At 45.8% G+C, this 15265-nt stretch carries 13 protein-coding genes and 1 pseudogene; 8 read left to right on the top strand and 6 right to left on the bottom strand.

Going from position 1 to position 15265, the window contains the following annotated elements; genetic code table 11:
• The first annotated feature begins 55 nt into the window (after positions 1 to 55).
• Together nupC and WA279_RS10660 are read left to right on the top strand one after the other, a co-directional pair.
• Positions 56 to 1237: a nucleoside permease NupC gene (gene nupC, locus WA279_RS10665; RefSeq protein ID WP_003244143.1), complete on the top strand. Its 1182-nt coding sequence runs from the start codon at positions 56 to 58 to the stop codon at positions 1235 to 1237.
• Positions 1238 to 1266: 29 nt separating this feature from the next.
• A complete protein-coding gene (locus WA279_RS10660; protein WP_160244431.1) occupies positions 1267 to 2568 on the top strand; it encodes a pyrimidine-nucleoside phosphorylase in 1302 nt (433 codons plus the stop codon).
• Positions 2569 to 2610: 42 nt separating this feature from the next.
• On the opposite strand, the gene WA279_RS10655 is transcribed toward WA279_RS10660, so the two are convergent.
• The 6 genes from WA279_RS10655 to hutP form a co-directional block, all read right to left on the bottom strand.
• On the bottom strand, positions 2611 to 4038 hold the full coding sequence (locus WA279_RS10655) for an amino acid permease (RefSeq protein WP_019712856.1): 1428 nt from the start codon (positions 4036 to 4038) through the stop codon (positions 2611 to 2613).
• A gap of 75 nt (positions 4039 to 4113) precedes the next feature.
• Positions 4114 to 5073, bottom strand: a complete 960-nt coding sequence (hutG, locus tag WA279_RS10650) for a formimidoylglutamase (RefSeq protein WP_327828852.1) — start codon at positions 5071 to 5073, stop codon at positions 4114 to 4116.
• A complete protein-coding gene (hutI, locus tag WA279_RS10645; protein WP_336155383.1) occupies positions 5066 to 6331 on the bottom strand; it encodes an imidazolonepropionase in 1266 nt (421 codons plus the stop codon). Before hutI ends, hutG begins: the two co-directional genes overlap by 8 nt.
• Before the next feature lie 12 nt (positions 6332 to 6343).
• Positions 6344 to 8002: a urocanate hydratase gene (gene hutU / locus WA279_RS10640; protein WP_336155382.1), complete on the bottom strand. Its 1659-nt coding sequence runs from the start codon at positions 8000 to 8002 to the stop codon at positions 6344 to 6346.
• Complete coding sequence (hutH, locus tag WA279_RS10635) at positions 7999 to 9525, bottom strand: histidine ammonia-lyase (RefSeq protein WP_014478452.1); 1527 nt, start codon at positions 9523 to 9525, stop codon at positions 7999 to 8001. The genes hutU and hutH overlap by 4 nt, the downstream gene beginning before the upstream one ends.
• Positions 9526 to 9637: 112 nt before the next feature.
• Positions 9638 to 10084, bottom strand: a complete 447-nt coding sequence (gene hutP, locus WA279_RS10630; RefSeq protein WP_003243875.1) for a hut operon transcriptional regulator HutP — start codon at positions 10082 to 10084, stop codon at positions 9638 to 9640.
• Positions 10085 to 10401: 317 nt separating this feature from the next.
• Here hutP and WA279_RS10625 point away from each other — a divergent pair.
• The 6 genes and pseudogenes from WA279_RS10625 (at position 10402) to yxxD (ending at position 15230) form a co-directional block, all read left to right on the top strand.
• Positions 10402 to 10564: pseudogene (locus WA279_RS10625) on the top strand (hypothetical protein).
• Between the two features lie 135 nt (positions 10565 to 10699).
• Positions 10700 to 12109, top strand: a complete 1410-nt coding sequence (abnB, locus tag WA279_RS10620) for an arabinan endo-1,5-alpha-L-arabinosidase AbnB (protein ID WP_336155381.1) — start codon at positions 10700 to 10702, stop codon at positions 12107 to 12109.
• Between the two features lie 305 nt (positions 12110 to 12414).
• A complete protein-coding gene (locus tag WA279_RS10615; protein WP_003218945.1) occupies positions 12415 to 12780 on the top strand; it encodes a YwqH-like family protein in 366 nt (121 codons plus the stop codon).
• An 11-nt stretch (positions 12781 to 12791) separates the two neighbouring features.
• The gene (locus WA279_RS10610) at positions 12792 to 13061 is read left to right on the top strand and encodes a YwqI/YxiC family protein (protein WP_003218942.1); all 270 of its coding nucleotides are present in this window, start codon (positions 12792 to 12794) and stop codon (positions 13059 to 13061) included.
• Between the two features lie 19 nt (positions 13062 to 13080).
• Positions 13081 to 14790 carry an LXG family T7SS effector ribonuclease toxin YxiD gene (yxiD, locus tag WA279_RS10605; RefSeq protein WP_336155380.1) on the top strand — a complete coding sequence of 570 codons (1710 nt, stop codon included), beginning with the start codon at positions 13081 to 13083 and terminating at the stop codon, positions 14788 to 14790.
• The gene (yxxD, locus tag WA279_RS10600) at positions 14787 to 15230 is read left to right on the top strand and encodes a type II toxin-antitoxin system antitoxin YxxD (protein WP_336155379.1); all 444 of its coding nucleotides are present in this window, start codon (positions 14787 to 14789) and stop codon (positions 15228 to 15230) included. The genes yxiD and yxxD overlap by 4 nt, the downstream gene beginning before the upstream one ends.
• Positions 15231 to 15265: the final 35 nt, after the last annotated feature.

The raw sequence follows: 15265 nt of genomic DNA, 5'->3' as shown, positions 1-15265 counted from the left end.
CCGTTTTCTGAGGAAACAGTGATTGTAAGCGAATACAAATAAAGGAGAAACACATATGAAGTATTTGATTGGGATTATCGGTTTAATCGTGTTTTTAGGCCTCGCGTGGATCGCGAGCAGCGGCAAAAAAAGAATTAAGATCCGCCCAATTGTTGTTATGCTCATTTTGCAATTTATTCTTGGCTACATTCTCCTCAATACCGGAATAGGGAATTTCCTCGTGGGAGGATTTGCAAAAGGATTCGGTTACCTGCTTGAATACGCGGCAGAGGGAATTAACTTTGTGTTTGGCGGCTTGGTGAATGCGGACCAAACGACATTCTTTATGAATGTTCTCTTGCCAATCGTGTTTATTTCCGCTCTGATCGGGATTCTGCAAAAGTGGAAAGTCCTCCCGTTTATTATTAGATATATCGGCCTTGCCCTCAGCAAGGTAAACGGTATGGGAAGATTGGAATCGTATAACGCAGTGGCTTCTGCGATTTTAGGGCAGTCAGAAGTATTTATCTCCTTGAAGAAAGAACTCGGTCTTTTAAATCAGCAGCGCTTGTACACGCTTTGCGCATCTGCGATGTCAACTGTGTCAATGTCGATTGTCGGCGCGTATATGACAATGCTGAAACCGGAATATGTTGTAACAGCGCTGGTCTTGAACTTATTTGGCGGTTTCATAATTGCTTCTATTATTAATCCGTACGAGGTTGCAAAAGAAGAGGATATGCTTCGAGTTGAGGAAGAGGAAAAACAATCCTTCTTCGAAGTGCTCGGAGAATACATCCTTGACGGTTTCAAAGTGGCGGTTGTCGTCGCTGCGATGCTGATTGGATTTGTCGCGATTATCGCCTTGATCAATGGCATTTTTAATGCAGTATTCGGTATTTCGTTCCAAGGCATTCTTGGATATGTGTTTGCTCCATTCGCTTTTCTTGTCGGTATCCCATGGAATGAAGCTGTTAATGCGGGAAGCATTATGGCAACAAAAATGGTATCGAATGAATTTGTCGCCATGACGTCGCTTACGCAAAACGGTTTCCATTTCAGCGGCCGTACAACAGCGATCGTATCGGTATTCCTTGTGTCATTTGCGAACTTCTCCTCAATCGGAATCATTGCCGGTGCCGTAAAAGGACTGAATGAAAAGCAAGGAAATGTCGTCGCTCGTTTCGGCTTGAAATTATTATACGGTGCTACGCTTGTCAGCTTTTTATCAGCAGCTATTGTGGGCTTGATTTACTGAACTTAATCGAAAAGGATCGGTGACCAAACATGAGAATGGTAGATATCATCATCAAAAAACAAAACGGAAAAGAACTCACCACTGAAGAAATTCAATTTTTCGTGAACGGCTATACAGACGGAAGCATTCCTGATTATCAGGCAAGCGCGCTTGCTATGGCGATTTTCTTCCAGGATATGAGTGACCGTGAACGCGCGGACTTGACGATGGCTATGGTGAACTCCGGTGAAACGATTGATCTTTCTGCCATTGAAGGAATTAAAGTGGATAAACACTCCACCGGCGGCGTCGGCGACACGACAACGCTCGTTCTCGCTCCGCTTGTTGCGGCTCTTGATGTGCCGGTTGCCAAGATGTCCGGCCGCGGTCTCGGCCATACGGGTGGCACGATTGATAAGTTAGAGGCAATCGACGGCTTCCACGTGGAACTGACGAAGGATGAATTTATTAAACTTGTGAACCGCGACAAGGTTGCGGTCATCGGCCAAAGCGGCAATTTAACGCCGGCTGATAAAAAACTGTACGCGCTTCGTGATGTAACGGGAACGGTCAATTCCATTCCGCTCATTGCAAGCTCGATTATGAGCAAAAAAATCGCTGCCGGGGCGGACGCCATCGTGCTTGATGTAAAAACGGGAGCGGGCGCCTTCATGAAAACAGAAGAAGACGCAGCTGAACTTGCCAAAGCGATGGTACGCATCGGAAATAACGTCGGCCGTCAAACAATGGCTGTCATTTCAGACATGTCCCAGCCGCTCGGCTTTGCGATCGGAAATGCGCTTGAAGTCAAAGAAGCGATCGACACACTCAAAGGCGAGGGGCCTGAGGATCTTCATGAGCTTGTCTTAACGCTCGGCAGCCAGATGGTTGTGCTTGCGAAAAAAGCCGATACATTGGACGAAGCGAGAGCGAAGCTGGAAGAAGTCATGAAAAACGGCAAAGCGCTTGAGAAATTCAAGGATTTCCTGAAAAACCAAGGCGGCGACAGCTCAATTGTTGACGATCCGTCTAAGCTTCCGCAAGCCGCATATCAAATTGATGTGCCTGCCAAAGAAGCGGGTGTCGTTTCTGAAATCGTTGCGGACGAAATCGGCGTCGCGGCGATGCTGTTAGGTGCCGGTCGCGCCACAAAAGAAGACGAGATCGATTTAGCCGTCGGCATCATGCTCCGCAAAAAGGTCGGCGACAAAGTAGAAAAAGGCGAACCGCTCGTGACGCTTTACGCCAACCGCGAAAACGTTGAAGAAGTCATCGCAAAAGTCTATGACAACATCCGCATCGCCGCGGAAGCGAAGGCGCCGAAGCTGATTCATACGTTGATTACTGAATAAAAATAAAGCACATCCCATCCTGAGTGGGGTGTGCTTTTTTGATTACAGGATGTGATCAGCCTGATATTCCTCTTGGCTGATTTTTTTCGCTTTTGTAACATTTCTTTTGAAATGGTAGATCAGATAGCAAAGGATGATACAAGGAACTCCGCAGAAAAGTGCGATTCTTTGATTGGGATCAAAAGCAAGACCGATACAAGAAGCAGAACATAATAAGAGAGCGGCTATAGGCATAAGAGGATAAAGCGGCGTGCGAAATGTCAGATCTTTTACATTCCCCCCTTTTTTCAGAAATCTCTTTCGAAACAAGAGTTGGGACAAGGCAATGCTCATCCAGACCACGACTCCTGCAAATCCAGCAATTGCGACCATCACCACATAGACAGTTCCAGGGGCCACGATACTGGAAACGAGAGATAAACAAGATACAGCCATACTGATCATTAAGGCATTTAAAGGAATGCCTTTAGATGTCACTTTCTTAAAACGGGAGCTGATCATGTTTTCATTTGCTAACGACCACATCATACGGGTCGAAGCATATAAGCCTGAGTTGGCGACAGACAGCAAGGCTGTTAATATCACGAAATTCATAATATCAGCAGCGTAAGGGATTCCGATCTCCGCAAATACGGCGACAAACGGGCTTTCAATCACGCCTGCGTCCTTCCATGAAATCAGCCCGGATAATATGAAGACAGCGCCAATGAAAAAAATCACGGTTCTCCATGCAACATTACGGATGGACCGCGGAATATCTTTTTGAGGATTTGCTGATTCTCCTGCTGTAACGCCGATTAACTCTGTACCGGAAAAGGCGAAGCTCACAGATATCATCGCGATAAAAACGGCGAGAAAGCCATTCGGAAACAGCCCGCCATGGTCCGTGAAGTTTGACAACATAGGAGCATCCGCCGTTCCGTTTAAAGAGATCAGGCCAAACATGGCGGCTCCTCCTAGAATGATAAATAAAATAATGGTGACAATCTTTACGCTGGAAAACCAAAATTCAGTTTCCGCAAATAACTTAACTGAAAATGCGTTGCATATAAAAAGAAGGGCTGCAAAAATCGCACTCCACATCCATACACTGCTGTCAGGGAACCAGCGCTGCATGAGAATACCGGATGCGGTAAACTCAGAGCCTACTGTCACCACCCAATTGATCCAGTACATGATGCCGACCATAAAACCGGTAGATGGACCGATAAATGTTGTAGCATATTTTTGAAAAGAGCCGGTTACCGGCATGGCAACCGACAATTCGCCGAGACATTGCATGACGAGGTACATCATCAACCCGCCGATTACATAAGCGAGTATCGTACCGCCGGGTCCGGCTTGATGTAGCGTATAGCCCGTACTGAGGAAAAGTCCTGTGCCTATGACGCCTCCCAATGAGATCATAAATAGGTGCCTGCTTTTCATTGTGCGTTTTAGCTGTTGGCTGCTGTTCTCCTGAAGATTCACTGTCTCGCCCTCCTTTTAGCTGCCATTCCTTAGGCAGATGAGTTTCTTATGCCCAAAATACAACCTGCCAGAAGATCACTTGAATGGGGAGAGTTTCATTCCTTTTAATGCGTGTAACAGAACATGAGCTGCAGCTCTGCTTGTCATATCTCGAAAATCGAGGGTAGGATCGACTTCAACAATTTCAATCCCGGCAACATTGGGCTGTTGTGCAATGTACTTGACTGCTTCAAGCAATTCGTCTGTATAGAGGCCGCCCGGGCCAATCGCTGGACAGCCGGGTGCATGGGACTGGTCTAAGACATCCATGTCAACAGAAATAAAAATGAAATCTGTTCTATTTTGAACGGCTGGCAAAACCTCTTTTATCGTGGAGATGAGCCCTTTTTCCCGTATCATGTCCATCGTGTGAATGTTCACGTTATGTTTTTTTGCATATGCTTCATAGGCCTGGCTGTTGCTGAATTCTCTGATCCCCAGCTGGATCAAATGTTGACCTTTAATAATCTCTTCATCCAAAAGGCGGCGGAAGGGGGTGCCGTTTGTCGGCCCCCCGTCCTCCGTATTGCGAACATCATGATGGGCATCAAATTGAATCACTGCTGTCGTTCCTTTCGTTTGTGCTATCGCTTTTATGGTGGAGTAGCTGATCGAATTGTCTCCCCCAAGTATGAGCGGCACCCAATCCGGATGGTCCGAAAGCAGAGCGTGCATAGTTTGGAAAATGTGATGATGTGACTTTACGATATCAGTGACATGAATATCGATATCCCCCAGATCATATAGAAGCTCTGATACGACATGCTCTCCAAGCTCAGCAGAATAGGCTGATGAATGTTTCAGAGCCTGGCGTATTGTTCCGGGTGCAAAGGAAGCGCCTGAATGACTGATGGATGATTTTGATAGGGGGACACCTATCAACGCCGGTCCCTTAATGTCCTGGCCGTCCCATGTTGCGATCAGGTCGCTCATTTTTGTGACATCCCGGTCTTTAAACGAAGATCCGGCCTCTCTGAGAAAAGGGTACTTATCCAAGAATGGCTCCCTCCCTGTTGACAACAATTGTTCCGTTTTTCATGACTTGATGTACATGGTTGACTCCGTAGTGATACGGAATATACATATAGTTCGGGGATTGCCAAATGACAAGATCAGCTGAGCGGCCAGCTTTGAGCTGACCGGCTTCTTCACCTTTCCCTATGGCATATGCGGCATTGACTGTGACCGCGTGCCATATTTCTTCTGCTGTCATCTTCAAATGAAGCGCGGCAATCGACATGATCAGCTGGATATTTTCAGTCGGCGAGCTGCCAGGGTTAAAATCCGTTGCCAAGCTGATACATACCCCTTCATCAATCATAGCTCTTGCCCTGGCGTATGTGCTTTTGCCAAGATAAAATGTCGTGCCCGGCAAGAGGACGGCGATCGTTCCTGCCTCAGCCAATTTCTTTATGCCTTCGTCCGATGCACCTACCAAATGGTCGGCTGAGACGGCCTTTAGCTCACCTGCTAATTCAGCTCCTCCAAGCGGATCGATTTCATCTGCGTGTATTTTTAATCCGAAGCCCGCCTCAGCTGCTTTTTGTAAATAACGGCGGGATTGGCTGACTGTAAAAACGCCTGTTTCTGTAAAGATATCAGCAAAGCTGGCGAATTCCAGCTCTTTGATTTCCGGCAAAAGGGAAAGCATTTGATCCAGAAATTCATTTGGATCGTTTTGATATTCGGGAGGAATCGCATGTGCTCCCATAAATGTGGAAACAAGATCAACAGGCTGGCTTTCATGCAGTTTCTTTGCGACACGCAATTGTTTGAGCTCTGTCTCTTTTTCCAAGCCGTAGCCGCTTTTCACTTCTGCTGTGGTTGTGCCGTAGGACAGCATTCTTTGCAGATGAAAATGGGCTTTTTGCAGCAGCTCTTCTTCTGAAGCCGCCCTGGTATCCTTGACTGTAGACAGAATCCCGCCGCCCTGCGCCAGAATATCCAAATATGAAATGCCCTGAAGCTTAAGGTTCATCTCCTTTTCACGAGATCCGCCAAATACAAGATGGGTGTGCGGATCAACGAGGCCAGGCGTTACAAGGCGTCCCGAACAGTCAATGATTTCGTCTGCCTCGTAACCGGCTTCAGCCCCTTTTTGTCCGGCGAACACAATTTTCTGTTCATGGATGCCGACAACAGCGTCTTCGATCACATGAAGATCCTGCATGCTTTTGCCTGCCCGCGGACCGCTGCTTTCCATCGTCAAAAGCTGACCGATGTTGATGAGAATCGTATCAATTTGCTTTGGCATGTCATCACTCCTTTATTTTTGCATCGGCACGATAATGTCCTGTTCCTTCGCTACTTCAACGGCACGTTCATAACCCGCATCCGCATGACGGATAATGCCCATTCCCGGGTCGCTCGTTAAGACACGGGCGAGCCGCTCGTCAGCCAGCTCACTTCCATCGGCCACTGCGACCATACCGGCATGCAGGGAATAGCCCATTCCGACACCGCCGCCATGGTGGAAGGAAACCCAGCTTGCACCCGCCGCCGTGTTGACAAGCGCATTTAGCACAGCCCAATCACCGATAGCGTCACTTCCGTCCTTCATCGCTTCTGTTTCCCGGTTTGGAGAGGCGACAGACCCGCAGTCCAAATGATCTCTCCCAATAACGACAGGCGCTTTTAGCTCCCCGGTTCTAACCAGCTCGTTAATGGCGAGGCCCATCTTTTTTCGTTCTCCATATCCAAGCCAGCAGATACGGGACGGCAAGCCTTGGAAGGTGACTTTTTCCTGTGCCATATCAATCCAGCGGTGAAGGGCTTTATTTGTCGGGAACAGCTCTTTTAATAACGCATCCGTACGGTAAATATCTGCCGGATCTCCGGAAAGCGCCGCCCAACGGAACGGCCCTTTTCCTTCACAGAATAAAGGGCGGATGTAGGCAGGGACAAACCCCGGAAAATCGAAGGCATTCTCCAGCCCTTCATCCTTTGCGACTTGCCGGATATTGTTGCCGTAGTCAAATACAATAGAGCCCTTTTGCTGAAAGGCCAGCATGGCTTCGACATGTTTTTTCATGCTTTGCTTCGCAAGGCGCACGTAAAGCTCTGGATTGTCTTGACGCAAACGGTCAGCTTCATCAAGGGAGTAGCCTTCGGGAACATAACCGATTAAAGGGTCATGGGCAGATGTCTGATCTGTCACAATATCAATTTTGACGCCTCGGTTCAAAAGTGTGTGATGCACCTCAGCCGCGTTTCCGAGAAGCGCAATGGACAAAGGTTTTCCTGCCAGCTTTGCCTCTTCAGCCCAAGCTAAGGCTTCCTCAATCGATGCTGTTTTTCGATCGCAGTATTTTGTTTCGATCCGCTTGTCGATGCGTTTCTCGTCAACCTCGACGGCAATAACGACGCCTTCATTCATCGTGACAGACAGCGGCTGTGCGCCTCCCATTCCGCCGAGACCCGCTGTCAGCGTCAATGTTCCTTTTAAGCTGCCTCCAAAGTGCTGTCGCGCCAGTTCAGCGAAGGTTTCATAGGTTCCTTGCAATATGCCTTGTGAGCCAATGTAAATCCAGCTGCCAGCCGTCATCTGTCCGTACATCATTAACCCTTTTTTCTCAAGTTCGTGGAAATGCTCCCAGTCTGCCCACTTCGGAACAAGAACAGAATTTGCCAGGAGCACGCGCGGGGCCTGCGGGTGTGTACGGAACATGCCAACTGGCTTTCCGGATTGCACGAGCAATGTTTCATCATTTTTTAATGTTTTCAAGGAATGCTCAATGGCGTGAAAAGCGTCCCAATCCCGTGCAGCTTTGCCGATCCCGCCATATACGATGAGGTCTTCCGGCTTCTCGGCGACCTCTGGATCAAGGTTGTTTCGAAGCATCCGAAGCACTGCCTCTTGCTCCCATCCTAAGCATTCAAGCTCTGTTCCTCTGTTGGCACGGATTGATTTTTTTACATCAGTCATATGTTCATCCCCCTTAGTTCTTTATTCTGATGATCAGGTATTAAAGATTCTTTCTTCAGCCAGTCAGTCAAGCGTTCAATGTCATAGGAAAAAACACGGTCCTGCTGAATGGACGGCACGACTTTTCTCATTTCCTGAAAAAGCTGTTTCGTATAGGACGCTGCATGTTCTATGCCTCTGTATTCAACAGCCTGTAATGCGCAAATGGCTTCGATCGCAATGACTCTCCTTGTATTTGCGATCACCTGATAAGCATGCCGAGCGGCGATGGTTCCCATGCTGACATGGTCCTCCTGGTTGGCGGATGACGGAATGGAATCCACACTTGCCGGATGGGCCAGTGTTTTATTTTCAGAAACGAGTGAGGCCGCGGCGTACTGCATGATCATTGCACCGGATTGCAGACCGGGATGAGGGCTCAGGAACGGCGGCAGGTCATTCAGCTGCGGATTCACAAGTCGTTCGATCCTGCGCTCTGCGATATTCGCAAGCTCTGATATTGCGATTTTCAGAAAATCCATGGCAAAGGCGATCGGCTGTCCGTGAAAGTTTCCGCCTGAAATCACTTTGTCACCGTCATTGAAAATGAGTGGATTGTCTGTAGCTGCGTTCATTTCAATCTCTAATTTTTCTTTGACATAGCCTAGTGTCTGCCAAGTCGCACCGTGTACTTGCGGAATACAGCGCAATGAATAGGCATCCTGAACCCGCAGTTCTCCCTGGGAGGTTGTCAGTCCGCTGTCAGATAGATAAAAGCGAATTCGTTCTGCGACATCGATCTGCTCCTGATAGCCGCGGGCTAAGTGAATATCCTCGTCAAATGCATCGATAATTCCCCGCAAGCCTTCAATCGTTAAGCTGGCAATTCGCTCTGTTTGATAGGCTAGTTTCTCAGCTTCGATGTAGGCGACCACCCCCATTGCAGTCATGGCCTGAGTCCCGTTAATCAAGGCAAGCCCTTCCTTGGATGTCAGCGTTACCGGCTGAATACCGGCTTTTTTCAAGCCTGTCATTGCCGGCATTCTTTCCCCCTCAAAAAAGACCTCTCCTTGCCCGATCAGCGCAAGCGCCAGGTGGGAAAGCGGCGCCAGATCTCCACTTGCGCCAAGTGATCCCTGCTGAGGGATGACAGGATGGACGCGTTTATTTAAAAAAGCAAGCAACTGTTCGATCAGCTCAGCACGTACACCGGAAAAGCCTTTTAACAGCGCATTGGCGCGCAAAAGCAGCATTGCCCTGGAAACACACTCAGGAAAAGGGTCGCCAACTCCGCAGGCATGAGAAAGGATTAAATTCAGCTGCAGCGCCGCCGAGTCTTCTTTTTGAATCAGGACATCGCTGAATTTGCCAAATCCGGTGTTGATGCCGTAGATTGTCTTTTCGTCGCGTACAATCCGTTCCACTGCTGCTCTGCTTTTTTTCACGCGCTCCATACTTTCCTCGGAAGCCGCTGCCTCCTCAAAATCAAACAGCACACGAGCGACGTCGGCTGTTGTCAATGAAGAACCGTCTAAAGTCACCATAAGCCCAACTCCTTTTTCTTTACTTTGGTAAAGCGCCCATACAAAAAGGAGCTATGCTGTGAACATCTATTTTCACGCATAGCCCCCTATCGTCTAAGATCTATGGGCTGTTTCATATGTGATTAATTCCAACACCGAATGTCTCGTGCTCAAGACCTTTAATCGGCGCCCCGATTGTTCCGTAAAGCGAGACAGCAATCCAATCGCCTTCCGCTTCACTTTCATAAGGATTTCCCCTCAAAACGGCAAACCTCAAGCCCACCGTCCGAAGCAGCGATCCTAGTAGCATTTCACCTCTGGTCACGCCATGCAAAGCCTCCATCGTCGCATGATAAAGCGCATGTGACTCCCGATAACCCTCAGATTGAATGACACCGCTCTTTTTGGAAGCGGTTTCAATTGCAGCTACTACTTTATGCGCGTCCATTGATCCTACCTTGCCAAGACAGACCTTCCATCCGTCTCGCTCCAGCTCCTCAACCTGCGTACTCTCTTCCGCCTCATTCAGCAGCAGGAGAACAGACAGCCGTCCGATCCGACGCTCTTTATGCAGTGTCATATGAATCACTCAATTCCTAAAAATTCTGATAACTATTAACTGAGTATTATATTAATTGGTTCAGCAGCAGAAGTCAAAAGGTTTTTTACAGTCTTTAACAAGTTAGATTGGTATTGTAATAGCGCGACGCAGAAAGCAGGATGGGTTTTTTCAGCGATTGCACACGATATCCAGACAAGGAGGCAAGCGCCGCTGTCTAACTCTCAATATGCGTTTACAAAGTCGTATTTTTCGTAAGGCGTTTTATAAAGAGCCAGCCGAATGACTCCGGTGTTGACGGGCAATCAGGCATCATCTTAAAAACCGCCGACAACGAAATGGCTGTATCACAGTCGATGCAAAACCTGACAAAGCAGTTATTACATGTACGCGAATGAAAAACAGAGTGATGAAAGAAGGAGAAACAGCAAAAGAGTTGAACTATGAAGGAAAGGATATGCAAGCAGCAGTTCTGCGCAAAACAGCCAGACATCAGTCTGACTATGTAAGAGAACAGTGAGAAATCACCTATCTGTTTGAATATGAAAACATTCGGCTGTTTTAATAGGCCGGGGTATCTTCATAGAGAAATGTAAGCGTTTAAAATTTAATAAAAAAGAGAGGCGAATTGTTTAGATGTTCAACCGATTGTTCCGTGTATGTTTTCTTGCAGCTCTTATCATGGCCTTCATCCTCCCAAGCTCCGTCTATGCACAAAAACCTATTTTTAAAGAAGTCAGCGTCCATGACCCTTCCATCATTGAAACAAATGGCACCTATTATGTTTTTGGATCTCATCTCGCTTCAGCGAAATCGAATGACCTCATGCAATGGCAGCAGCTGACCACCAGCGTAAGCAACAACAACCCACTGATTCCGAATGTCTATAAAGAATTAAAAGAAACCTTCGAATGGGCGCAATCCGATACTCTTTGGGCGGCTGACGTCACGCAGCTGGCGGACGGCAAATACTACATGTACTACAACGCCTGCCGCGGCGACTCGCCTAGGTCCGCCATGGGTGTTGCCGTCGCTGACAACATCGAAGGGCCATACAAAAACAAAGGCATCTTTTTGAAATCAGGAATGGAAGGCACAAGCAGCGATGGAACACCGTATGACGCAACCAAACATCCGAATGTCGTCGACCCGCATACCTTCTTTGATAAAGACGGAAAGCTGTGGATGGTGTACGGATCATACTCAGGCGGCATTTTCATACTTGAAATGAATCCAAAAACGGGCTTCCCGCTTCCTGGGCAGGGATACGGGAAAAAACTGCTCGGCGGCAACCACAGCAGAATCGAAGGCCCGTATGTTCTCTACAATCCAGACACCCAATACTACTACTTATACCTATCATATGGCGGTCTCGATGCAACAGGCGGCTATAACATCCGTGTGGCCCGCTCCAAGAAACCAGACGGCCCTTACTATGATGCAGAAGGCAATCCAATGCTCGACGTCCGCGGCAAAGAAGGCACATTCTTCGACGACCGTTCCATCGAACCATACGGCGTCAAACTCATGGGCAGCTACACTTTTGAAACAGAAAATGAAAAAGGCACCGGGTACGTCTCACCAGGCCACAACTCCGCATACTATAACGGAAAAACCGGACGCTCCTATTTAATCTTTCACACCCGCTTCCCGGGCAGGGGTGAAGAACACGAAGTCAGAGTCCACCAATTGTTCATGAACAAAGACGGCTGGCCGGTAGCAGCGCCATATCGTTATGCGGGCGAAACATTGAAAGAAGTAAAACAAAAAGACATCACAGGAACATACAAACTTATCCAGCACGGAAAAGACATCTCAGCCGACATCAAACAAACCATCAACATCCAGCTCAACAAAAACCACACCATTTCCGGGGAAATGACCGGAACATGGAAGAAAACCGGAAAAAATACAGCTGAACTTATGTTAGCTGGCAAGAAGTATAATGGCGTATTTTTACGCCAGTGGGATTCGGTGAGAGAGAAGAACGTGATGACGTTTAGTGTGTTGAATGGCAGCGGTGAGGCTGTATGGGGATCTAAATAAGATGGAGAAGGCGCCTTCTAGAGAAGGCGCTTTTTTATGAGCTTTATTGACTATAAGAAATGGTTGAGCGAGAGAAAAAACAGAAGTGATAGCGGGGTTCAAGACCTAAACGAAAAGTACCCATCATGATGATTCTCCCTCTTACAAAGTTATGAAATTGAATTTTTAGCTATTTAGAACCGGGATAAAGTTCCTCAAGACAATCCTTTTTACCTATTTATCCAATATGACCCATCATGTAATATGAAAATAGTCTGTATTGTAAAGAATTGACACAGTTTGATAGAAACACGAGGTGTTGCGGCATGCATAGTGAAATGTTGTTACATTCGGTCAAAGCCGACTTACATGAAAAGCAGGAACAGATCCATCAATTAAAACGAGTGCTGCACGAAATCAGGCAAATCAAACACGAATTCTCCGAGGCCCAGCATCTCATTCACCGGCCTCATCTTAACCGGGAGGCATGGAGAGGAACACATGCTCAGCGGTTTGAAGATATTCGTGAAGGAATGAACAAAGCATATCAGCAAATCAAAAGCGATCAAGTCAGCGGAATCATCGAAAGCATAGAAGGAAAAATCCACTCATTAGAGGGCGATGTCTATTCCATAAGACGCCAAATTACGAGGATAGAGCATGAAATAGAGAAGGAAAAACATAAAAAGTGAGGTGAGCACAAATGGCACAGGAAATTAAAATGGTGTATGGCACAGTGAAGCAAGGGCTCTCTCAGCTCAAGAATTCAGCAGAACTCAAGTCCTCCTTGCCCGGCCATCTCTCAGGCAGAAACCATTTGAATGTTGTGAAGTCCATTGAGCAATTAAATAAGGACATCAAAGAGCTCACTGAAGCATATGCATCTGTTCTGGCCAAGCATATCGCACAAACGGAAAGCGCGGTAAACGCCATGAAGGAAACGGACGAAAACATATCATCTTCCATGAAATAAAGCGCGGGAGGACAAGGGATTGAAAACATTAGATGTCCACGCTCTTCACGAGGGCATTCAGCATACGATTGAGAAACTGGACAAGCAAAAACAACAGCTGGAGAAGCTGGAAAAAAGCGTTGAGCATCTGGCAGGCATGAAGGATGCGCTAAAGGGAAAAGGCGGAGATGCCATCCGGACCTTTTACGAGGAGTGCCACAAGCCTTTTCTCCTTTTCTTTGGCATGTTTATCAACGAATACAAAAAAGTACTGAAACAAACACAGCATGCGATTTCCTCTGTAGAATCTGGCTCTCACGGCATGATTGCAGAGGCTTTTCTCTCACACGATGCGAGACATGGGGTCAAGTATGCACGAGAAGTGACAGAGCAGCTCACTGATGCAGTAAATCGCCAGACATCGGCCATAGATCACATCGTCAGCCTGCCGACAGTCAATGATACCTTTTTCCGAATGGAAACAGAACAGGCTGAGCGGCTGATTTCGGACACCCTGAATAAGCTCTTTCAATTTGACGGCCAGCAAACCCAAGCACTAGAAGCCGCAAAATCAGATTTTCAAACGATGAAAAAATACATTGATCAGCTCGAAACCATGTACACCGGCCCGAAAATTGAAATCACAGGCTACAAAAGCGGCTCCATCCTGAAATCACAGGAAGAAGAAAACATCAACCAAACCTTCGGCGCGATTAACCCACAAATGAAGCAGGCGGATGATTCACCGATGGAGATGATGTTGAAGAAATTAGCCGAGAATGAAAAGTCTAAAGTGGATTCAGTTGTCAAAACGGGTCATTCTAAAAAGGTAAGTAAAAATATCATCGTTATCAATGGAAAAGTGTATAATACGAGTGAACATAGAGAACATATAAAAACTGATTTCTCAAATGCAGAGGTTAAGCAAGTTGTTTATAATGATACACTTTACAATGTATACATATCTGGTAATGACATGAAGCTTGAACCTGTCGTCTCGCTTTCGGACATTAAAGTGGATGAGAATGGATATGTGAAAATTTTAGAGACAGCTGTAGAACTTACCGGCGTGTATGATCTATTTAAAGCAGCCACGGGCAGAGATCCGGTATCAGGCGAAAAAGTCACAGGGAAAGACCGTGTTGTTGCCTCCATAAACTCAGTACCATTTTCCAAAATAGCTAAGTTAGAAAAGTTAATAGATATTAATAAACTTATTAATGATGGGAAAAAGGCTAAGAAGGCTTCGGAAGTTAAAAACGTTGCTAAGGATAAAGGGAAAATTGCGAATGATGTAAGTGGATCTGCTAATAAAATTAATTCTGATTTAATAAAAAAGTATGCTAGAGATATAGAACAACGCACAGGTAGAGAATTACCTAAAAATCAAATAGATAAATTAAAGGAAGCATTAAGAAATAAAGAATATAAAAAAATGTCACCAATAGAGACTGCAAAACACAGGACTAAATTTGATAAAGTAAAAAATAAAGTTATAAAAGAATGGGAAGAAAACACTGGACAAACATGGCCTGTTTATAAGGAAAATGTTGTATCTGAAAAAACAGGTAAAATTATTAGAAAAAAAGGGGATAAGTATGATGCTCACCATATAATTGAGAATACTTTTGGCGGAGAACATGAATGGTGGAATATGCATCCAGCAAAATTTCCTAACGAGCATCAAGCTGGGATTCATGGTACAGGCTCACCAGCAAATGAATTATTTAAAGGAGGCAAAAAAAAATGAGTTATAATTTTATAAAAGCAAACAAAGAAAATGATTTTTATCCAGTGAATCAAAGTGAGATTGAAGAGATTGAAAAAAATTTAAACTTAAAATTACCTAATGAATTAGTGAATTTTTATTTAGAAGTTGGCTATGGGTTTATTAAAGGATCAGAGTTTAATACTAATCGCATTTTGGATCCATATTCTGTAAGAGACTTTCGATTGAGGATAAATGACTTTGAATTTTATCCTGACATAGAAATATATGATGAGTTTGAGAATGATAAATTAATATTTTTTGAAGGTAGTGAATCGGCATTAATGTCAATTGAATTAAATGATAATAATGAAAATCCGATTTACTATTATGATATTCAAATTGCAACTTCTCTCACCGAGTTCTTAAGAAAAATAGAAGAGAATGATCAGTATTATCTTGATTTATTAGATGATGAATGATTTTAACATTATCCCGTTGCCTCTCCCTTAAAGGA

It is taken from the genome of Bacillus sp. 204(2023) (genome assembly GCF_037027505.1).
GTDB classification, from domain to species: domain Bacteria; phylum Bacillota; class Bacilli; order Bacillales; family Bacillaceae; genus Bacillus; species Bacillus subtilis.
Note: the sequence above shows the minus strand (reverse complement) of the source record. Positions and strands in the feature narration are given on the sequence as shown.

What these genes read in the sequence shown, in the direction of transcription:
- yxxD (WP_336155379.1), top strand. Translation starts at nt 14,787, where the DNA reads ATGAGTTATAATTTTATAAAAGCAAACAAAGAAAATGATTTTTATCCA.
- hutH (WP_014478452.1), bottom strand. Translation starts at nt 9,525, where the DNA reads ATGGTGACTTTAGACGGTTCTTCATTGACAACAGCCGACGTCGCTCGT.
- hutU (WP_336155382.1), bottom strand. Translation starts at nt 8,002, where the DNA reads ATGACTGATGTAAAAAAATCAATCCGTGCCAACAGAGGAACAGAGCTT.
- WA279_RS10610 (WP_003218942.1), top strand. Translation starts at nt 12,792, where the DNA reads ATGGCACAGGAAATTAAAATGGTGTATGGCACAGTGAAGCAAGGGCTC.
- WA279_RS10615 (WP_003218945.1), top strand. Translation starts at nt 12,415, where the DNA reads ATGCATAGTGAAATGTTGTTACATTCGGTCAAAGCCGACTTACATGAA.
- WA279_RS10660 (WP_160244431.1), top strand. Translation starts at nt 1,267, where the DNA reads ATGAGAATGGTAGATATCATCATCAAAAAACAAAACGGAAAAGAACTC.
- abnB (WP_336155381.1), top strand. Translation starts at nt 10,700, where the DNA reads ATGTTCAACCGATTGTTCCGTGTATGTTTTCTTGCAGCTCTTATCATG.
- hutI (WP_336155383.1), bottom strand. Translation starts at nt 6,331, where the DNA reads ATGCCAAAGCAAATTGATACGATTCTCATCAACATCGGTCAGCTTTTG.
- nupC (WP_003244143.1), top strand. Translation starts at nt 56, where the DNA reads ATGAAGTATTTGATTGGGATTATCGGTTTAATCGTGTTTTTAGGCCTC.
- hutP (WP_003243875.1), bottom strand. Translation starts at nt 10,084, where the DNA reads ATGACACTGCATAAAGAGCGTCGGATCGGACGGCTGTCTGTTCTCCTG.